This window comes from Mycobacterium sp. 852002-30065_SCH5024008 (assembly GCF_001665645.1).
Classification (GTDB): domain Bacteria; phylum Actinomycetota; class Actinomycetes; order Mycobacteriales; family Mycobacteriaceae; genus Mycobacterium; species Mycobacterium paraffinicum.
In genome coordinates this window covers 18,798-37,450 of sequence record NZ_LZSZ01000056.1, presented here as the reverse complement: position 1 = coordinate 37,450, position 18,653 = coordinate 18,798, and the positions used below count along the sequence as shown (strand labels likewise).

Sequence of the window (18,653 nt, the reverse complement as noted above, 5' to 3'; positions counted from 1 at the left end):
TAACGGGTGCGTAGCCGCTTAAATCGGGAAAAGATGGCGGCTCGGCTTGGGCGTTGCAAGCGCTGATCATCGCCGCGACTACGGCTGAGGCGACGAAAGGTTTCGGGATCATGGGTAGCCTGTCATGCGGGTTTCTGTGTTTGTAATAGGTCGGTTATGGCGTCGGATTGACCTGGACCTGCTGGACATCGTACGGAAAATCTAAATCAGTGTTCCATTGACTGACGAGAAGGTTGACATCGTTCACCGTCGAATTCGGCAGGATGTATCCCCCGTAAGGTTGAAAGACGGAAACAGGAGTCTGGTTGATGTCGTTACGTGCGACGGTAAGCGGAGTATTGGTGAAGATTTCGGTCGGATTTCCATGAGCGCCGCCCATATAGAGTTGGACTGCTCCTGGACCGGCAGTTGCATTGAACCCTGACAAGACCGGCTGTCCACCGATCTCGCGGAAACTTAGTTCGCCGAACCGAGAACCAGGGTCGGTAACCGTTGTAGTGGCGACTTCCCCGGCTTTTCCCCAATCGGTCCCGGTCCAAGGCTGCCAACTGTGGCGATCCCACACTTGGTCAGGATCTGCGCGGTACATGGTGACTCCTTGGCTGCGGTCGAATGAATCAGCGGCAATGTAAATCTTGCCGTCCGATCCCTTGTAGCCGCTGACCTGGCTGGGCGCCTCTCCCACTGAGCGGTAAGACCCGGGAACCATGGTCCATCCGTTCCCCGGCTGACTGTTGACTTCAACGAGCCACGAAGCCGCAGGCTGCAGTTTCCCTGTCGTGCCCGTTACCATCATGTACGTTTTGCCACCCGCCGTAATTGTCCCAGCAGGGAGCGTGTCGTCTATTCCGGCTGCCTTCGCCTGTTCCGGAATGGTGAAGAGCTCGTGGCCGGTCGGACTGTCTTTAGGCGCGGTCAAAGGGGCCCCGAAGTGCGGGCGTCCGTCGGCATCGAAGGTCACCGGTACGGCCACGGACCGGTAATGCTGCCCCTCGCCAACTTTGTTGCCAGTGAACGAATCCCCGAAGATCGCAAAAAATTTTCCGGGCTGGCCGGGCACCTCGACGACCTCCCCCAGATCCGCGGCCCCGATGCCCGGAATGCCCGGAGTCGCCCCGGTCCCGGCGATCGGGCCGAGATTCCTCACTGAACCCCGTAACGGCTGTTCCAGCGTGTCGTCGATGTTCGGGGGTGGGTCGTAACCCTCGATGTGCAAAGAGCCCCAGCGCTTTGTGCAAAGTGTCGGAGTAGGCGTTGCGGATCGAATTCATCTGCTTCGCCGCGTCACGGACATCATCCACAGCGTCGGCGTGCGCAGCATCAATCAACTTGAGCAGCTTGTCGCGCTCCTGCGTCGGCAGGTTCAGCTGTAGATCCTCCTTCGCCGCACCGACGAGCTTGTCGAGAAACTGCAACTGATGGTCCAAGGTGGCGATCTCGGCGGCACCCTGCTTCTGCGCATCAGCAAGGGCGGCAGCGATGTTCTCCAAGTCGGCCCCGATCTTGGGCAATTGCTCCGATTGCGCGCCAAGGGATTTCGCCAGCCGCTGCACTTCGGCGGAGTCGTTGATCGGGTTGTCCCCGTTCTGGTGGTTCCACGACTCGCCGAAGCGCAACTGGGCTATCTGGAAGGCATGGTCGGCTTCGGCAGTGTGTCGGCCCGCGGCATAAAACGCCTCGGCCAGGCGTGAGATTTGAAATGGCCTACCCGCCTGCAGGCTCTGGTTGATCGCCCAGGGGTCGCCGCCGGCCGAGGCGATCAGCTCTGGTCCGCTCAGATGAGTGAGAGTCACCGCCGCCCCCTTCTAAGGCCCCACCCTACTGCCCATAAAGGCCGGTCAACGGCAAATCCGGCGATCCGAAGACCCCCGGGTCAGGCTTGGCTCCCGGCCAGCTTTCGGGTCGTCAGAGCTTCGGTGTCCTGGAAGGGCCGGCCATCGGGCCGGAGCAGGTCGTGGAACCAGACTTTCGGGATCGCGGTGTACGGGTGATCCCACGATTCCCAGGGAAAGTAGGTCTGGGTCTTCCCGGCGACCAAGCCCCAGTTGATGGCACCGACGTTGTGGCGCTTGGCCACCGGGAGGATTCCCTCCACGGTGCTGCCCCGGGGCCGCGCCATGTACTCCGTGCAGAGGATCGGCCTGCCGAGCGGGGCAAGTTCGCCGATCCGGGACTCGAAGCCCGCCGGATCGGCGTAGGAATGGAACGTGATGACGTCGGCGTTGGCCAGCTGGATATCGCTGATTGCGCTGCGGCCCTGGGGTTGTCCCCAATCGCCGCGCCACACGCCGCTCGTGAGCGGCTGACTGGGATCGACCGCGCGGGCCCAGCGGAACACCTGGGGAAGCAGGTTGGCGACCAGCTGATCCTTGTCGCTGCGCTCGGCGCTCTTGTACTGGCGCGCGGGGTTGTCCGGCTCGTTCCACAGGTCCCAGCCCAGAATGCGGTCGTCGCTGCGAAATTGGGTCAACACCGCGGTGACGTAGTCGCGCATGACGCCGGCGTAGCGGGGGTCTCCGAGCCGTTCGGCGCCCGGGCTCTGCACCCAGCCGGAGTTGTGCACACCCGGCCTCGGCGCGCGTTGTCGGCCCGCCCTCGGTGCCGGGTCCCAGCATGAGTCGAAGAAGACGAACAGCGGTTTGATGCGATGGCGAGCGGCGATGTCGACGAACTGCGCAAGCCGCGTCTGGAAGCCGCGCTGGTCTTGCGCCCACAGCTGATCGTGGAGGAAGACCCGGGCGGTGTTGTGCCCGTAGAACCTGGCCCAGCCGAGCTCGGTGTCGATGCGCCGCGGGTCATAGGTGTCGGCCTGAAACATCTCGAGCTGATTGATGGCGTTGGAGGTGATGTAATTCGATCCGACGAGGAAACCTTGCGCCTGATACCAGCGGTTGGCGCGGTCGGCGGGCCAGCGGCCCGGTTCCTCCGCGGAGGCGCGTGGCGCTCGCGCCAGCGCGGTGCCTGCTGCCAGCAGAAGTGGCAGCTTGAGGGCCGTTCTTCGTTGCACGATGTGACGATAAATTTTCCCGGCGATTTCCCCGGGATTTGCTCAGCGCGTCGCGCCAGCTTGACGTGCGAATTGTTATCGCTTCGTCACTGGCGCCCGCACGCATGCCGCCGCACCCACACCGGCGCCCGGGCAAATTTGCCCCGGCGGAGACGGCAAAGTTACTTCAAACTTCACCCCCGGGAGCGCAATACTGAACCCGTGCCCGATCGAAACGTGTTAGGCGGCCCGCTGGAACCGTGCGGCACCGAACCCGTGACCGGTTACTACCGCGACGGCTGTTGCTCCACTGGCCCCGAGGACCTCGGCCGCCACACGATCTGTGCGGTCATGACCGCCGAGTTCCTGGAGCACCAGCGTTCCATCGGCAATGACCTTCTGACACCGGTTCCCGAATACCGGTTCCCGGGCCTGTTGCCCGGCGATCGCTGGTGCGTCACGGCGCTGAACTGGCTGCGGGCGCACCAGGATGGGTGCGCGGCACCCGTGGTGCTGGCCTCCACGCACGAGCGCACCCTCGAGGTGGTGCCCCTCGAGGCGCTGCAGGAACACAAGGTCGACGTGCCCGACGACTTGGCGAACCTGTAGGACCACAGCAGATCGACGCCCGACGTCTGTGTCATATTTCTCTTCGACGACACGTCGAAAAGAGGATCCGGTGGGCTCTGCCGTTGATGACATCGACTTCGACGACCTGACCGCGCCCAAGCTGACCGACGTGCAACGGCAGATCCTGGACTTCACCGAGGCCAAACACGTCGACTTCGACATCGACCAGATGCTCGCAGAGGCGGTCGAGCAGGCCAGAGTCGACGACCTTGACGATGTCGACGGCTTCGGTGATCGGCTCGCCGCGCACGTCGCCGCGATCGAAGCCGACGAGGGTTTGCGCCAGCTCACGCGCTCGTCGTTGCGGCAACGCGTCGTCCGGTTGCTGCGCAACCGGTTGTCCCTGACCGAGCTCCTCAAGCGATATCCGGAGATCGAAGCCATCCCGATCGAGCGCCCGTTCATCGTCGTCGGGATGCCGCGCTCGGGCACCACCCATCTGGTGAATCTCATTGCCGCCGACCCGCGCCGGCGGGCCTTGCCGTATTGGGAGAGTCAGGAGCCGATTCCGGCCCGCGGTCAGGGACCGGACATCTTCGGGGTCGACCCCCGTTATGCGCGAGCCAAATCCGAGCACGACGCGTTGATGGCCAGCGCCCCGGTGGTCGCCGCCATGCACGACCGATTCCCCGAGGCGATCGAGGAAGAAGTCGAACTGCTCGACCTGGATGTGGCCGCCTACGTCCTGGAATGGCATGCGCGCGTGCCAGATTGGCGGGATTATTACCTGAGCCTGGATCAAACCCGGCACTACGCATACCTGAGAAAGGTGCTGCAGGCGCTGACTTTCCTGCGCGGTCCGCGGACCTGGGTCCTGAAAAGCCCGCAGCACTGTGAGCAGCTCGGCCCGCTCATGGCGACGTTTCCCGACGCGACAGTGGCTTTCACACACCGTGATCCGGTCGGGGTTATTCAGTCGGCGATCACGATGATGGCCTACTCCGATCGGCTGCGGCGCACAAGCATCGAGCCCGACTGGCTGCTGGACTATTGGAGCGACCGGGTGCACCGGCTGCTCACCGCGTGCGTGCGCGACCGCGATCTCGTCCCGGCCGAACGCAGCATCGACGTCAGCTTCCACCAGCTGAACGGCAACGAAATGCCGTTGCTCGAGCGGCTTTACGAATTCGGCGGCGTCGAACTGCCGCCGAAGGTGCGGGCGCGATTCCAGAAATATCTGGACGGCAATCCGCGCGGCAAACACGGCCGCATCCACTACGACCTGCAAAAGCACTTCGGCGTCACGCCCGACGAGGTGCGCGGACGATTCGACTTCTACTTCGACAGGTTCGACGTCCATGCCGAGAGCTAGCCGGAAGGCAACGCACCGATGAGTTTCGAACCGGTCTACCGCAGCAGGCCCGGGGCCGACGCCATGCGTCCCGCGGCCGCCGAACGGGCCGAGGAGATCGCGCCCGGTCTGTGGGTCTCACCGGGGCTGTCGAATTCCTACCTGCTCACCACGCGTGAGGGCCGGGTGATCGTCAACACCGGCATGGGTTTCGAGGGCCCGGTGCATCGCGCGAACTTCGACGCCGTCGACCCCTCGCCGGTGCGGTACATCATCTTCACGCAAGGCCATGTCGACCACGTCGGTGGTTTGGACAGCGTGCGCGACCCCGAGACAACCGTCGTCGCGCAGGCCAACTGGACGCTGTGGCGCGACGATAACGAACGCCTCATCCCGTATCGCGCCAGCCGCAGCGCCTTCGCGTTCAAGGACACCCTGGCGACCGGCGTCCAAGCCATTCAACGGCGCCTGGGGAGCAGCCGGCTGGCCGGTCAGAGCGTTCCCGTCGTCGACCTCGATTTCGAAGACACCCTGACCCTGGAGGTCGGTGAGCGGCGGATGGAGCTGATCTCCGTGCCCGGCGGCGAGACCACCGACTCACTGGCGGTGTGGCTGCCGGACGAGCGTATTTGCCTGTGCGGGAACGTCTTCGGACCATTATTCGGCCACATTCCCAACCTGGTCACCGTGCGTGGCGACCGGTACCGCGACGCGCTGACAGCCATCGCGTCCGTGGAGCGGGTGCGCGACCTGCGGCCCGACCTCCTGGTGACCGGTCATTTCGAGCCGATAGCCGGGGCCGAGCTTATTTACGCCGAACTGACCCGGCTGCGCGACGCGATCCGGTACGTCCACGATCAAACCGTCGAGGGGATGAACGCCGGCAAGGACGTCCGGACCCTGATGCGCGAGATCACTTTGCCCGCGGAATACGAAGTGGGACAGGGCTATGGAAAGGTCGTCTGGGACGTGCGGGCCATCTGGGAGAACTACTCCGGCTGGTTTCACCACGAGTCAACCACCGAGCTTTATCCGGTCGGGTTCGACACCGTCGCGGCCGACGTGGTCGAACTGGCCGGGGCCGACGCATTGGTGAGCCGGGCACGGGAACACCTCGCCGACGGCCGCCCGCTGCAGGCCATCCACCTCGCAGAGCTTCTTCCGTCGGACCACGCCGGGGCGCGGGACGTGCTTCGGGACGCCCACGAAAAGCTTCTCGCCGGCAGCACGAACTTCTGGGAAACCGCCTGGCTGAGAAACCAGATAGCGAGGAACTCATGACGGCGCGCGTCAGCTTCGACTTCACCGGGACCACGGTCCTGATCACCGGCGCCACCAGCGGGATCGGGCACGCGACCGCCGTGTTGTTCCGCGACGCCGGCGCCCGGGTCGCCGTCACCGGGACCAAACCGGCGCCGGACGACTACGACGTTGACCTGTCCGGCATGGATTATCACCAGCTCCAGATCAGCGACCCGGAATCGGTGGACGCGCTGGCGGATAAGTTCAACCGGCTCGACGTACTGGTCAACAACGCCGGCGCCAATTTCCCTGGCGGCCTTGACGAATCCAGGCCCGATGGGTTCGAGGCCTCGGTCGCGCTGAACCTCACCGGGCCGTACCGATTGACGGTCGGGCTCTACCGCGCCCTCAAGGCGTCGACCGCCGCGGGCGGCGCCAGCGTGGTGAACCTGGCGTCGATGTCTGCGCTGCGGGCCGTTCCCCTGGTGCCCGGATACGGTGCGGCGAAGGCGGGGATCGTCTGCATCACAAGGAACCTCGCGGTCAAATGGGCCGGTAAGGGGATCCGGGTCAACGCGGTGGCGCCGGGCGCGATCGACACCCCGATGACCGCGCCCATGCACGGCTCGGCCGAATTGGTGGAGTCGGAGCTGGAGCACATCCCGCTGCGTCGTTTCGGTTCCGTCGGGGAGGTCGCCCCGACGATCGCCTTCCTGTGCACCGAGCAGAGTAGCTACACCAGCGGTGCGGTGTTCGTCGTCGACGCCGCGTCGGACTGCGTCTGAGACACAAGGAAAGTCATGTCAATTGCGTTGCGGCCCGAGGACTTCTACCACACCGGCATTATCGTGCCCGACCTCGATGCGGCCATGGGCCGGCTGAGCGCGCTGGCCGGCTACCGGTGGATCACCCCGATGAGCTACACCCTGCCGTTCCGCACCCCGGCCGGTGTCCGCGAATTGACCGCGACGATTGTCTACTCCTTGCAGAGTCCGCACCTCGAACTCGTGCAGGAGGTGCCGGGGAGCCCGTGGACGGCCGCGCCGGGCAACGCGGTCCACCACCTCGGCTACTTCAGCGACGACCTGGCCCAGAGTGCGCGCGCGCTGGAGGCCAACGGCTTCACGCTCGAGATGACGGCGGACGTCCCCGGCTCCGATTTCGCGCTATTCGCCTACTATACGGACGCTTTCGGCGCCCGCATCGAGATCGTCGACCGCGCGCTGTTTCCCGACTTTCCCGCGTTCCTGCGGTCGATGGCGGGGCCCGAGGAGGCATGACGTGTTGCTGACTGTGCTGCGCTTCAACTTCGCCTCGCCGCAAGGCGAACCACACACGCAGAGCGGGTTGCTGTCGGCCGCCCTCGAACTGGCGCAGTGGGGCGAGTCGCACGGGATCACCTCCATCAGTGTCGACGAGCACCACGCGACCGGACACGGCTGGAGCTGCAATCCCATCATGGCGGCGGCGATGTTCCTGGCCCGTACGTCGACGCTGATCGCCAGCGTGGATTGTGCGCTCGGCCCGCTCTGGAATCCGGTGCGGCTCGCCGAGGACATCGCTCTCGTCGACAACATGAGCCGCGGCCGGTTGCACACCACGGTCGGCCTCGGGTACCGCACCATCGAATATGGCGCCATGGGCGTCGATTTCGCGCGCCGGGGCGCTCTGATGGACAGCCTGCTCGAGCGGATGCTGTCGGTATGGTCCGGCGCCGATGCCGACGCCGGCATTTGCACCGGCACCTGGACCCGGCCGCATCCACCGCTGTACGTCGGCGGTGGCGCCCGCGCCACGGCGCGACGCGCGGCACGATTTCGGCTGCCCCTCAGCCTGGCCGACCACCTGCCCGACATCGCCGCCTACTACCGCGAGCTGTGTGCCGACGCCGGCATGACGCCGCTCATTCTCATGCCGGGGCCGGTTAACCGCGGAATGATCTTCCTGCACGAGGACCCGGACCGGGCATGGGCGGAGCTCGGCGACCATATCCTTTGGGAAGCGGTCACTTACGGCGGATGGTCAACCGATCAAAGGTCCCTGATGCATTTGCCCGGCGTGCAAACGCTGGACGAGGTCCAGGCGTCGGGCCGGTATCGCTTCCTGGCGCCCGACGAGCTGATCGCGGAGGTGCGCGACGCCGACAACTACGGCCCGCTCGTGATGCACCCACTGGTCGGCGGCATGCCCGTCGATGAGGCGTGGAAGTCGGTCCAATTGCTCACCGACAAGGTCCTGCCCGCGTTGAACTAACGGGCCAACCCCAGATTGCGCCCCGAATATGCGGGTATGCGCCTGCCATGGAATCTGGAGCAAAGACATCGGCGCTCGTCGGCGGCGCAGCCGCACTCGGCTTGGCGGTCGCCTTCGGCGGCGGCGCCGGTGGGGGCGGTTGAGCGCGAGTCGCGGTCTAGCGCCGAGCCCGACTCGACAGCCACTTCAGCACCGGACCCGCCGCCACCAGAACGAGAGCGAGCCGACGCATCACCAGACCAGTATGCGGTCGGTGCTTGAATGGTGAGATGGGTTACCCCACGCCCCAAGTGGCGATTTTGGACGACTACGCCGGAGCGGCCCTGCGGCTTGCCGACTGGTCATCGGTGCAAAACCGATCCCGCGTCACCGTTTTCGAACGCCACCTCTCCGAGGATGAAGCGGCGGACGAGCTGCGGCCATTCGATGTGATCTGCACCCTGCGCGAGCGGATGGCGCTACCACGAACGCTGCTTGCGCGGCTGCCGAACGTGAAACTGATCACGATCGTCGGAAGAAGCCTGCCCAACCTGGACCTGGGTGCGGCAACCGAGCGGGGCATCATCGTCGCCCATACCGACTTCGCCCATCCGCGATTCCGATCCGTGCACGACGCCACCCCCGAATTCGCCTGGGGGTTGCTGATCGCCACGGTTCGCAACCTGGCGGAAGAACACCGGCGCATGCGAGGCGGCGGCTGGCAGGTGACGACGGGTCTCACGCTGTCCGGCAAGACGCTCGGGTTGCTCGGCCTAGGCCGGGTGGGCAAGCGGATGGCCGATTACGCGAAGGTCTTTGGCATGGAGGTCATCGCGTGGAGCCAGAACCTCACCGCGGACGCCGCCGCGGCGGCCGGCGCGCGCCGGGTCGAGAAGGCGACGCTGTTCGAGGAGTCCGACGTGGTCTCCATCCACGTCGTCCTGTCTGAACGCACCCGCGGTCTGGTGGGTGAACGCGAGCTGGCCCTGATGAAGCCGCAGGCATACTTGATCAACACGTCGCGGGGCCCGATCGTCGATGAGGCCGCGATGATCGCCGCTCTCGAAACCGGGCGCATTGCCGGCGCGGGGCTGGACGTGTATGACGTCGAACCGCTGCCGTCCGATCACCGGTTAAGGCTGCTCCCGAATGTGACGCTGTCTCCGCACCTGGGGTACGTCACCCGTGAAATGCTCGCCGCCTTCTATTCCGACACCGTGGAGGCGGTGGCCGCGTGGCTGGACGGGGCCCCGATTCGGATCGCGAACCCTGAGGCGTTGCCGGGTTGATCAGGTGCGCTTACGTTTCCAGTGTGGGCTCTTGACCGCTTCGAGTGCTTCGGTGACGTAGCGATCCAGCGGCCACGGGCGACCCGACTGACGTACCCATTGCTGGAAACCGAAATCGGCTGCCGCGAAAGCGAGTTGGACCAGCAAGCCGGGACGGAGGTCGACGTCGGAGTTCACGCCCATGCGCTCGGCGATCAGCTTGGCCGCCCGCTCCTTGTCGGCGGGCGTGTGAACGGTCACCTTACGCAGCAGATCGGGGGCCACCAGCAGCGCTTCTCGCCACTCGTCGGTGTCCGCCTGCTCAAACGATCGGGTCCGCGTGATGATGGCGTTGATCAGCGCGACATCGGGTGACTCACTGGCGGGCCGCTGCTCGAGCAGGTTGACGATCGCTGCGCCGCCATGGCGAACGGGTGCGAGCAGCAACTCTTCCTTCGTCGGCACGTGCCGGAAGAAGGTCCGCGGCGAAACGCCTGCGGCAGCCGCGATTTCTTCCGTCGTCACGGCGTCGTATCCGCGCTCGACAAAGAGCCGAAACGCCGCGCGCCTGATGTCGGCCCGGATCTGGGCGCGCTGCCGGTCGCGCAGCGATTCTCCTCTGGCGGGAAAGGTCACCGGAAGCAGCCGATTCCACCGTCGACGTGAATGGTCTGCCCGGTGATGAACGTCGCGTCGCTGCCCAGTAGGAAGGCCACCAGCGCGCCCACGTCGGTGCGGACATCCCCGATCCGCTTCATCGGCACGCGTCGCACGGCCTTCTCGTACTCTTTGGGGGCGAACGACTTCCAGAACTTCACACCGTCCGATTCGGCGAACGGGCAGATCACGTTGACCCGGATGTTGTCGCGCCCCCACTCCAAAGCGGCGACCTTCGACAGACCCCGGATGGCCTCCTTGGCGGCGGCGTATCCGCCCCATTTCGGTTCGCCGCCGGTGCCCGTCCCGGAGCCGAGATTGACGATCGAGCCGCCGCCTGCCTCGACCATTACGGGGTGCACGGCCTGCATGAGCAGGAAGGTCGCCCGCGGGCCGACGTCGTGACCGAGCGCGAAGTCCTCGGTGGTGATATCGACAAACGCCTTGGGCTCGTTGGTGGCGATCGCATTGTTGACCAGGCCGTGCACCGTGCCGAAGGCGTCGACCGCGGCCGTCACAATCCGCTGGGCGCTGTCCGGGTCGCGCAGGTCGGCCGTCAGCTTCTCGACGCGTCCCAACGACGACAGCTCGGCGGCTGTCTTGCCAAGCAACTCGTCCTGGATGTCGACCAGCAGCACCGCCGCCCCGCGTTCCAGCAGCGCGGCGGCGGTGCCCTTGCCCACGCCTTGGGCGGCGCCGGTAACGATCGCGACGTGGTCGCGCATCGAGGAAGGATGGCTGTAGGTCATGTGACCGGTCCCATCCGCAGCGGGGTCCCACGATGCATCTCGTAGGTGCTGCGCACACCGTCGGGCAGCTCGATGAACTCGACTGGGGTTCCGTCCGGATCCTTGACGAAAAACATTCGCACCCCACCGATTTCGAAGGGCTCCTGGTCGGGCGTGTAGCCGGCCGCGGTAACACGGCGGTGGGTGTCGTCGAGATCGGTCACCGATAGGGAGACGTTGTGGATCCCGGTGATGCCGCGACGCGCGGGCTTCTGATCGGCAGGACTCGCACCCAGTGACAGCAGCTCAACCATCAGTCCGCCGAGCAGGCCGCCCACCACCCGGCCCTCCTGCTTGCGGGTGGCGTGCAGCACCACGTCGAAAGGCTCACCGGAGATGAGGGTTTCGAACACGACCTCCATGCCGAGTAGGTCGCGGTAGAAGGTCAGGGCACGGTCCATGTCGGTCACGCCGACGACGAGGTGACAGAATGATACGTCGCCGAGGGCGCCGGTCATGACGAGGCGAGCCCGGGTGTCGGGCGGCCCGCGAACATGGGCAGGTCGAGGTAAGTCTTGATGCCGGGCTCGGCTGCGCAGACGTCGGGGACGGCGTTGACGCAGTGATTGGCCGTGGCCACCACGCCCGGATTCTTCACCAGCCCTTCGGCGATCGTCTCGGGCTGCAGCCCCTTGAAGGTGAGGCTCACGGTGGGGTCACCGGTGATCTCCACCTCGAAGCGTTCGCCCCGGCCGCCGAAATTCCAGGCCGGCTCCAGGTCTTCCTCACCCATCAGCCAGTTGACCGCGGCCGTGATGACCGGCTCGCCGTCTACCAGGGCCTGCCAGCGGAACCGGCGCGCGGCCACCGTTCCGGTGGTGATCGGGAACGGTGCGTAGTCGATGTCGGCGCTCGCGAGGGCGACGTCCTGAATGGTCCTGATGTTCGGCTCGATACGAAATCCCATGTAATCAGCGATCATTCGCACCGACTGCTTGAAGCCGGCCTCGAGCAGGCCGGCCATGGGCCCTTGCATGGCTTCCTCGGGGGTACCGCCGAAGCCCATGATGTGGCGCACGACGTCCGGGGCGTTGTAGGTGCGGATGTCGGAGAATTCCTCGGCGCGGATGTGGGTGACCGCCGACGACAGCGACGACAGCATCAGCGGGAATCGTTCGGTGATGCCCCCGGGGTGGATCCCCGAACCGTGCAGGGTCACCCCGCCTTCCACCGCCGCGTCGGCGACGGCCTGGTGCCGGCGGTTACCCGGATCGGGATACACCCAGCCGACGGGCGTGACAACGTTCTTGCCGGATCGCAGGATCGCGATCACCTCGTCGTCGTTGGGCACCAGGGGGCTGTACATGACGCAGTCGGCGTCCAGCGCCAGGATCTCGTCGATGCTGGAAGTGGCGGTGACACCGAGGTCCTCAATTCCGAGGATCCGCCCGACGTCGACGCCGTTCTTGTCGGCGCTGTGCACCCAGCAGCCCGCCAGCTCCAACTGCGGATGGTTGAGGACGCACGCGACGGCCGCCTTGCCGACGCCTCCGGTCGCCCACTGGATGACACGAAGCTTGGACGGACTACTCATCTGCTGACCTCCGAATTGCATGCCTTTACACGCCCACGACCGGACTGGCACAGTATGACCCGCTGACAGTGACTGTCAACATCGACTGCGAGTGGGAAGGCCTGTCATGAGCATCCTCGACGGCAAGGTCGCGATCGTCACCGGAACCAGCCGCGGCGTGGGCGTCGGCATCGCCCACGAACTGCTCCGCGCCGGCGCTACCGTCGTCGGCTGTTCGCGTTCACCGCTGGACGCCATCCCCGGTTGCGAAACCGACTGGGCCGCCCGGGCCTCCCAGAAGGTTTGTGACCAAGGGGACTACCGCGCGATCGATTCCTTCGTCGCCGAGGTCGTCGCCGAGCACGGCCGGATCGACATCCTGGTGAACAACGCCGGCGGGACCGTTCCGGCGCCGCACGCCGAGAGCATTCCCGAGCTGGTGCAACGCATTCAGGGGGCGCCCGCCAGCGACGACGAATACGAGCGCACCGCGCTGTTCCACGCGTACGCGGTGCAGATGAACCTCATCAGCCCGCTCTGGTTCGCCATCCGCGTCTACCGGCAGATGCGCACCCAAGACGGTGTGGGCTGCATCATCAACATCTCCAGCGGCGCCGGCCATCCGGCCGGATCACCGACGTTGGTTTCCTACGGCGCGGCCAAGAGCGGGCTCAACCATCTCACCCGCTCGCTGGCCGAGGAGTGGGGCCCCAAGGTGCGGGTCAACTGCATCGCGCTGGGCCCAACGATGACCGAGAACTTCCGGTCGTTCGTTTTGCCGAAGGACGATCCAACGGGCGCAAAGTATTTCGCCGCGGTTCCGCTGCGGCGTGCGGGCGACCCCGCGGAGGTGGGCAGGGTCTGCGTGTTCCTGGCCGGCGGGGAGGCCGACTTCGTCAACGGCACCACCATCGAGCACGACGGTGGCATGCTGCCCGGCGTGCTGTACGAAGCGGGCCTGAAGACCATCACCGATCTGCTCTAATCGTCACCATGAGCAACTTGGAGCCCAACGCCGAACAGTTCGCGGCCCTGGCCGCGCGGCCCGCCGACGCACCGGTGGTGATGGTCAACCTGTTGAAGTTCAAGTCCCCGGATGGACTTGAGTCCTACCGGCGTTACGGGCAGGAGGTCGCACCGCACCTGCAGCGGGTGGGTGCCACCGTCCGCTACGCGGGAACTGCGCCGACGTTCGTCATCGGTGACGGCGAAAGGCCTTGGTGGGACGCCATTCTCATCGTTGAATACCCGACGCCGCAGGCGTTCATCGCCATGGTGACCACTGCCGAGTACGCCGAGGTGCACCAACACCGCGCCGCCGGACTCGATCGGGGTGATCTGATCGCCACGTCGGTATGGTCCCTCGCGGGCGACTGACGGTCAGAGCTTGTAACCGATAGCGCGCAGCAGGTCGTGGCGCTCGGCCGCGTCGCGGTCGCCTTCCACTCCGACGGGAGTCTGACCGTCGATGACACCCACGATGCCGCGACCGCGCGGGGACTCCGCGACAATGACTTCAACTGGATTGGCTGTGGCGCAGTAGATCCCGCAGACTTCGGGGACCGCTTTCACAGGGTTGAGGACATTGACCGGAAAGCCCTCCCGCAGGAAGATCACGAAGCTATGTCCGGCCGCGATGGCCAGCGCGGCGCGAGTTGCCAGGTCGACCAAGTCCGCGTCGTTGCCGCTGCGGCGAATCAACCGCGGTCCGGACGCTTCGCAGAAGGCCACGCCGAACCGCAGCGATGGGCTCACGCCGACCAGGGTCTCGTGCAGGTCTTCGATCGTTTTGATGAAATGCGCCTGGCCGATGATCACGTTGACATCCTCTGGCTTGTCAACGGCCACCACGTCCCAGCTCAACGATGGTGTCGCCACGAACCCATGCTGCCACGCGGCCGCGGCCCCACGGCTACAGGCTTTTGTCCTTTATGAGGGGCCGAAAGACCGCGATGTTCTAAAGAGGGCCTTCGCCCCGGCGTCCGTCGGGGTCTAATTGATGGATGGAACTGATGATGCCCACCGACGCGATATTTCTGCTGGGAGAGTCGCGGGAACATCCTATGCATGTCGGCGGTCTGCAGTTGTTCGAGCTGCCGGAGGGCGCCGGCCGCGGCTTCGTACGTGAGCTCTATGACCGCTTGGTCGCGCAGGATGATTTCCAGCCCACTTTCCGCAAGCATCCGGCGGCGTTCGTCGGCGGAATCGCGAACCTGGGCTGGTCCTACGACAAAGACGTCGACGTCGACTATCACGTCCGACGCTCGGCTGTGCCGTCGCCCGGTCGGATCCGTGAACTGCTCGAGCTGACCTCGCGGTGGCACAGCAGCCTGCTGGATCGTCATCGTCCACTGTGGGAGACCCACATCATCGAGGGTCTCAAGGATGGCCGGTTCGCCATCTACACGAAGATCCACCACGCACTGATCGACGGCGTCTCCGCGCAGAAGCTGATGCAGCGCGCGTTGTCGACCGACCCCGATGACCCCGAGATTCGCGCGCCGTGGAGTTTGCCCAAGAGCAAGCGCAAGAGCAACCGGGTAAGCCCGCTGACGTCGGCGCTGCATGCGGTGGGATCTCTCGCGGCGCTTGCCCCATCTACGCTTTCGCTGGCCCGGGCGGCGCTCTTCGAGCAGCAACTGACGCTGCCGTTCGGGGCGCCGCGCACCATGCTGAACGTCAAGATAGGCGGCGCGCGCCGCTGCGCCGCGCAGTCCTGGTCGTTGGACCGCATCAAGAGCGTCAAGAAAGCCGCTGGGGTGACGCTCAACGATGTCGTCCTGGCGATGTGCTCGGGCGCCCTGCGCTACTACCTGCTCGAGCAGAACGCGCTACCGGACACGCCGCTGATCGCAATGGTCCCCGTCAGCCTGCGCACCGAAGACGAGGCCGACGCCGGGGGCAACCTCGTCGGCGCCATCCTGTGCAACCTCGCCACCGATACCGACGACCCCGCACAGCGATTGCAGACCATCAGCGATTCGATGCGCAGCAACAAGAAGGTGTTCTCGCAGTTGCCTCGATTCCAGGCGCTGGCGCTGTCCGCCGCCAACACGTCAGCACTGGCGTTGGCGGCGGTTCCGGGCTGGGTGGCGTCGACGTCGCCGCCGTTCAACATCATCATCTCCAACGTGCCGGGGCCCACCCAGCCGATCTACTACGGTGGCGCTCGGCTCGACGGCAACTATCCGCTGTCCATCGCGCTGGATGGGCAGGCGCTGAACATCACGCTGGCCAACAACGCCGGAAACCTGGACTTCGGTCTGGTGGGATGCCGGCGCAGCGTGCCGCACCTGCAGCGGCTGCTCGTGCACCTGGAGTCCTCGCTCAAGGACCTGGAACGGTCGGTCGGGTCCTGAGCGAATGCCGAAACTCAGTGCGGGTGTGCTGTTGTACCGGACCCGCGACGGCGTCGTCGAAGTCCTGATCGCCCACCCGGGAGGCCCGTTCTGGGCGCGAAAAGACAACGGGGCCTGGTCGATTCCCAAAGGGGAGTACGCCGAGGGCGAAGACCCGTGGACCGCCGCCCAACGCGAGTTCTTCGAAGAACTCGGGCTTTCGGCGCCGGCCGGGGCCCGGCTGGACCTAGGCCAACTGAAGCAGTCCGGCGGCAAGCTGGTCACCGCCTTCGCCGTTTGCGGCGACTTGGACGTGAGCGACGCGCGCAGCAACACCTTCGAACTGGAATGGCCGAAGGGTTCGGGCAAGTTCCGCGAGTTCCCGGAAGTCGATCGGGTGGGCTGGTTTTCGGTGGCGCAGGCCCGCGTCAAGCTTCTGAACGGGCAACTCGGGTTTTTAGACCGGTTGATGGCGCATCCCGATCTGGCGGGGTTACACGAAGGGACCTGACATGCAGACGTTACGCACACCCGACGAGTCGTTCGACCGCGTGCCCGACTTTCCGTATGCGCCCAGGTATTGCGAAATATCGGACGGCGAGGGCGGGACGCTGCGGATCGCATGGGTGCAAGAAGGCCCCGAGCGGGCCGACCCGATCCTCATGCTGCACGGCGAGCCGTCGTGGTCCTTCCTGTACCGCAAGATGATTCCGGTACTTGTCGGCGCCGGACACCGGGTCATCTGCCCCGACCTGGTCGGGTTCGGTCGCTCAGACAAACCGACCCGCCGCGAGGATCACAGCTACGCGCGCCACGTCGAATGGATGCGCGCGGTGGCCTTCGACGTCCTCGACCTTCGAAACGTGACCCTGGTCGGCCAGGACTGGGGCGGGCTGATCGGTTTGCGCCTCGCCGCCGAACACCCCGATCGATTCGCCCGGCTGGTCGTGGCCAACACCGGCCTGCCGACCGGGGAGCAGCCGATGCCCGACGTCTGGTGGCGCTTTCGCGAGGCGATCACCACCGCACCGGAGCTACACGTCGGCGCGTTCGTGCAGGGTGGCTGTCGCCAACCGATGAGCGACGACGTGCGCGCGGGCTATGACGCGCCGTTCCCCGGCGATGAGTACTGCGCGGGCCCGCGCGCCATGCCGGGCTTGGTGCCGACCTCGGCGGACGATCCCGCGGCGGCGGCCAACAAAGCGGCGTGGGCCAAACTCTCCGCGAGCCCCACCCCCATGCTGGTCGCCTTCAGCGACAGCGACCCGATCACCGGCCCGATGGGCGCGATCTTCCAACGCGAGATGTGCGGCGCGCAGGGAATCGATCACCCCCTGATCCGCGGCGCCGGACACTTCCTGCAAGAGGATGCGGGCGAGGAGCTCGCGGGCCACATCGTCGAGTTCCTCCGTCGCTGAAACTGCCTGCGGTCCGCCTAGGGGCAGAATGGCCGCATGACGACCGCGCCGACCGATTCCCAGGGGTTGCTGCTGCAGCTGCTGGACCCGGCCAACCGGCCCGACCCGTATCCACTCTGTGCGCAGTTTCGTGACGGCGGAGCGCTGCAGTTGCCTGGCGCCAACCTGACCGTCTTCTCGAGCTACCGAGACTGCGACGAGGTATTGCGGCACCCATCGTCAAGCAGCGACAACGTCAACTCGACGGTCGCCAAGCGGCAGGCCGAGGCCGGCACAGCGCCGCGCAGGCAGGGCCCGCCGGGCTTCTTGTTTCTCGACCCACCGGATCACACCAGGCTGCGCCGACTGGTCAGCAAGGCATTCTCGCCCAAGGTGGTGAACGCGCTGGAACCCGACATTCGTTCGCTGGTCGACGGAATGCTCGATCGGGTCGCCGAAAAGGGTCACTTCGACGTCGTCGAGGATTTCGCCTATCCGCTGCCGGTCGCAGTGATCTGCCGGCTGCTCGGCGTGCCGCTCGACGACGAGCCGCAATTCAGCCGTGCGTCCGCACTGCTCGCCCAGGCGCTGGATCCGTTCTCGACGATCACCGGAGTGCCGCCCGAGGTCGCGAATGAGCGACAACAGGCCGGGACGTGGCTGCGCGAGTACTTTCACGGCCTGATCGACCGCCGCCGTTCGACACCCGGTGACGACCTGCTGTCGGGGCTGATCGCGGTGGAGGAGTCCGGAGATCAACTGACCGAGGAGGAGATTGTCTCCACCTGCAACCTGCTCTTGATCGCCGGACATGAGACCACGGTGAACCTGATCGGGAACGCCATGTTGGCGATGTTGCGCGATCGCGGCCAGTGGAGCCGCTTGGGCACCGACTCGGGTCGAGCGTCGGCCATCGTGGAAGAGACCCTGCGCTTCGACCCACCCGTGCAACTTGTCGGGCGAATTGCTCTCGCCGACATGACGATTGGTGGAGCCGAGGTACCCGCGGGCGATGTCATGATGTTGGTGCTCGCCGCCGCCCACCGTGATCCTGCCGAATTCGACCGGCCCGATCTCTTCGACCCGGATCGGAAAGGATTGCGACACCTGGGTTTTGGTCGGGGAGCGCACTACTGCCTGGGCGCGCCGCTGGCCCGGCTGGAAGCAGGCGTGGCGCTGTCGGCGGTGACGGCGCGGTTCCCGCACGCGCGGCTGGACGGCGAGCCGCAGTACAAGGCCAACGTCACGCTGCGCGGACTGTCGCAGCTTTCCGTCGCGGTCTAGATCACCCGCGCTCCCACGGAGGGCTCT

19 protein-coding genes and 1 pseudogene are annotated in these 18,653 nt (G+C 65.8%); 13 read left to right on the top strand and 7 right to left on the bottom strand.

Annotated elements, in window-relative coordinates; all coding sequences use genetic code 11:
- Positions 1-154 precede the first annotated feature (154 nt).
- Positions 155-1,793, bottom strand: a pseudogene (locus A5781_RS24840) (DUF4185 domain-containing protein).
- Positions 1,794-1,873: 80 nt separating this feature from the next.
- Positions 1,874-3,007 (bottom strand): 1,4-beta-xylanase, encoded by a 1,134-nt coding sequence (locus A5781_RS05750; protein WP_067202518.1) that lies wholly within the window; start codon positions 3,005-3,007, stop codon positions 1,874-1,876.
- A 201-nt stretch (positions 3,008-3,208) separates the two neighbouring features.
- Here A5781_RS05750 and A5781_RS05745 point away from each other — a divergent pair, with 201 nt between their 5' ends.
- From A5781_RS05745 to A5781_RS05715, 7 genes are all read left to right on the top strand, one after another.
- Positions 3,209-3,595, top strand: coding sequence for a DUF2237 family protein (locus A5781_RS05745; RefSeq protein ID WP_067202515.1), 387 nt, complete (start codon positions 3,209-3,211; stop codon positions 3,593-3,595).
- Positions 3,596-3,665: 70 nt separating this feature from the next.
- Positions 3,666-4,928: a sulfotransferase gene (locus A5781_RS05740; protein WP_067202512.1), complete on the top strand. Its 1,263-nt coding sequence runs from the start codon at positions 3,666-3,668 to the stop codon at positions 4,926-4,928.
- Positions 4,929-4,946: 18 nt separating this feature from the next.
- Positions 4,947-6,188, top strand: coding sequence for an MBL fold metallo-hydrolase (locus tag A5781_RS05735; protein ID WP_067202509.1), 1,242 nt, complete (start codon positions 4,947-4,949; stop codon positions 6,186-6,188).
- Positions 6,185-6,934, top strand: coding sequence for an SDR family NAD(P)-dependent oxidoreductase (locus A5781_RS05730; RefSeq protein ID WP_067202506.1), 750 nt, complete (start codon positions 6,185-6,187; stop codon positions 6,932-6,934). The genes A5781_RS05735 and A5781_RS05730 overlap by 4 nt, the downstream gene beginning before the upstream one ends.
- Positions 6,935-6,949: 15 nt before the next feature.
- Positions 6,950-7,429, top strand: a complete 480-nt coding sequence (locus A5781_RS05725) for a VOC family protein (RefSeq protein ID WP_067202504.1) — start codon at positions 6,950-6,952, stop codon at positions 7,427-7,429.
- A gap of 1 nt (position 7,430) precedes the next feature.
- Complete coding sequence (locus tag A5781_RS05720; protein ID WP_067202501.1) at positions 7,431-8,402, top strand: LLM class flavin-dependent oxidoreductase; 972 nt, start codon at positions 7,431-7,433, stop codon at positions 8,400-8,402.
- 269 nt (positions 8,403-8,671) lie between these two features.
- The gene (locus tag A5781_RS05715; protein ID WP_067202498.1) at positions 8,672-9,670 is read left to right on the top strand and encodes a D-2-hydroxyacid dehydrogenase family protein; all 999 of its coding nucleotides are present in this window, start codon (positions 8,672-8,674) and stop codon (positions 9,668-9,670) included.
- Here the strand turns inward: A5781_RS05715 and A5781_RS05710 are convergent, their stop codons facing one another.
- The 4 genes from A5781_RS05710 to A5781_RS05695 are packed head-to-tail and all read right to left on the bottom strand — an operon-like array spanning position 9,671 to position 12,628.
- Entirely contained in the window at positions 9,671-10,285 is a 615-nt protein-coding gene (locus A5781_RS05710; RefSeq protein ID WP_067202496.1) for a TetR/AcrR family transcriptional regulator, read from the bottom strand.
- Entirely contained in the window at positions 10,282-11,055 is a 774-nt protein-coding gene (locus A5781_RS05705; protein ID WP_067202493.1) for an SDR family NAD(P)-dependent oxidoreductase, read from the bottom strand. Before A5781_RS05705 ends, A5781_RS05710 begins: the two co-directional genes overlap by 4 nt.
- Positions 11,052-11,552: a VOC family protein gene (locus tag A5781_RS05700; protein WP_067202490.1), complete on the bottom strand. Its 501-nt coding sequence runs from the start codon at positions 11,550-11,552 to the stop codon at positions 11,052-11,054. Before A5781_RS05700 ends, A5781_RS05705 begins: the two co-directional genes overlap by 4 nt.
- Complete coding sequence (locus A5781_RS05695; protein ID WP_067202714.1) at positions 11,549-12,628, bottom strand: dihydrodipicolinate reductase; 1,080 nt, start codon at positions 12,626-12,628, stop codon at positions 11,549-11,551. The genes A5781_RS05700 and A5781_RS05695 overlap by 4 nt, the downstream gene beginning before the upstream one ends.
- 106 nt (positions 12,629-12,734) lie before the next feature.
- On the opposite strand from A5781_RS05695, the gene A5781_RS05690 reads away from it, so the two are divergent.
- Both A5781_RS05690 and A5781_RS05685 read left to right on the top strand, forming a co-directional pair.
- Positions 12,735-13,592: an SDR family NAD(P)-dependent oxidoreductase gene (locus tag A5781_RS05690; RefSeq protein WP_067202488.1), complete on the top strand. Its 858-nt coding sequence runs from the start codon at positions 12,735-12,737 to the stop codon at positions 13,590-13,592.
- A gap of 8 nt (positions 13,593-13,600) precedes the next feature.
- Positions 13,601-13,984, top strand: coding sequence for a DUF1330 domain-containing protein (locus A5781_RS05685; protein WP_067202485.1), 384 nt, complete (start codon positions 13,601-13,603; stop codon positions 13,982-13,984).
- A gap of 3 nt (positions 13,985-13,987) precedes the next feature.
- Here the strand turns inward: A5781_RS05685 and A5781_RS05680 are convergent, their stop codons facing one another.
- Positions 13,988-14,485 (bottom strand): adenosine-specific kinase, encoded by a 498-nt coding sequence (locus A5781_RS05680; protein ID WP_067202482.1) that lies wholly within the window; start codon positions 14,483-14,485, stop codon positions 13,988-13,990.
- Between the two features lie 125 nt (positions 14,486-14,610).
- Here A5781_RS05680 and A5781_RS05675 point away from each other — a divergent pair, with 125 nt between their 5' ends.
- Genes A5781_RS05675 through A5781_RS05660 form a run of 4 tightly spaced genes read left to right on the top strand, consistent with a single transcriptional unit; the run spans position 14,611 to position 18,626 of the window.
- Positions 14,611-15,966, top strand: coding sequence for a wax ester/triacylglycerol synthase family O-acyltransferase (locus tag A5781_RS05675; RefSeq protein WP_067202480.1), 1,356 nt, complete (start codon positions 14,611-14,613; stop codon positions 15,964-15,966).
- Between the two features lie 4 nt (positions 15,967-15,970).
- Positions 15,971-16,456 carry an NUDIX domain-containing protein gene (locus A5781_RS05670; RefSeq protein WP_067202477.1) on the top strand — a complete coding sequence of 162 codons (486 nt, stop codon included), beginning with the start codon at positions 15,971-15,973 and terminating at the stop codon, positions 16,454-16,456.
- Between the two features lies 1 nt (position 16,457).
- Positions 16,458-17,363: a haloalkane dehalogenase gene (locus A5781_RS05665; RefSeq protein ID WP_067202474.1), complete on the top strand. Its 906-nt coding sequence runs from the start codon at positions 16,458-16,460 to the stop codon at positions 17,361-17,363.
- Positions 17,364-17,399: 36 nt separating this feature from the next.
- Complete coding sequence (locus A5781_RS05660; protein ID WP_067202471.1) at positions 17,400-18,626, top strand: cytochrome P450; 1,227 nt, start codon at positions 17,400-17,402, stop codon at positions 18,624-18,626.
- The last annotated feature ends 27 nt before the right edge of the window (positions 18,627-18,653 follow it).

Excerpts from the sequence above, each read along its gene's own strand:
- A5781_RS05735 (WP_067202509.1), top strand. The coding sequence starts at position 4,947 with ATGAGTTTCGAACCGGTCTACCGCAGCAGGCCCGGGGCCGACGCCATG.
- A5781_RS05730 (WP_067202506.1), top strand. The coding sequence starts at position 6,185 with ATGACGGCGCGCGTCAGCTTCGACTTCACCGGGACCACGGTCCTGATC.
- A5781_RS05725 (WP_067202504.1), top strand. The coding sequence starts at position 6,950 with ATGTCAATTGCGTTGCGGCCCGAGGACTTCTACCACACCGGCATTATC.
- A5781_RS05715 (WP_067202498.1), top strand. The coding sequence starts at position 8,672 with ATGGGTTACCCCACGCCCCAAGTGGCGATTTTGGACGACTACGCCGGA.
- A5781_RS05705 (WP_067202493.1), bottom strand. The coding sequence starts at position 11,055 with ATGACCTACAGCCATCCTTCCTCGATGCGCGACCACGTCGCGATCGTT.
- A5781_RS05700 (WP_067202490.1), bottom strand. The coding sequence starts at position 11,552 with ATGACCGGCGCCCTCGGCGACGTATCATTCTGTCACCTCGTCGTCGGC.
- A5781_RS05695 (WP_067202714.1), bottom strand. The coding sequence starts at position 12,628 with ATGAGTAGTCCGTCCAAGCTTCGTGTCATCCAGTGGGCGACCGGAGGC.
- A5781_RS05690 (WP_067202488.1), top strand. The coding sequence starts at position 12,735 with ATGAGCATCCTCGACGGCAAGGTCGCGATCGTCACCGGAACCAGCCGC.
- A5781_RS05685 (WP_067202485.1), top strand. The coding sequence starts at position 13,601 with ATGAGCAACTTGGAGCCCAACGCCGAACAGTTCGCGGCCCTGGCCGCG.
- A5781_RS05675 (WP_067202480.1), top strand. The coding sequence starts at position 14,611 with ATGGAACTGATGATGCCCACCGACGCGATATTTCTGCTGGGAGAGTCG.
- A5781_RS05670 (WP_067202477.1), top strand. The coding sequence starts at position 15,971 with ATGCCGAAACTCAGTGCGGGTGTGCTGTTGTACCGGACCCGCGACGGC.
- A5781_RS05665 (WP_067202474.1), top strand. The coding sequence starts at position 16,458 with ATGCAGACGTTACGCACACCCGACGAGTCGTTCGACCGCGTGCCCGAC.
- A5781_RS05660 (WP_067202471.1), top strand. The coding sequence starts at position 17,400 with ATGACGACCGCGCCGACCGATTCCCAGGGGTTGCTGCTGCAGCTGCTG.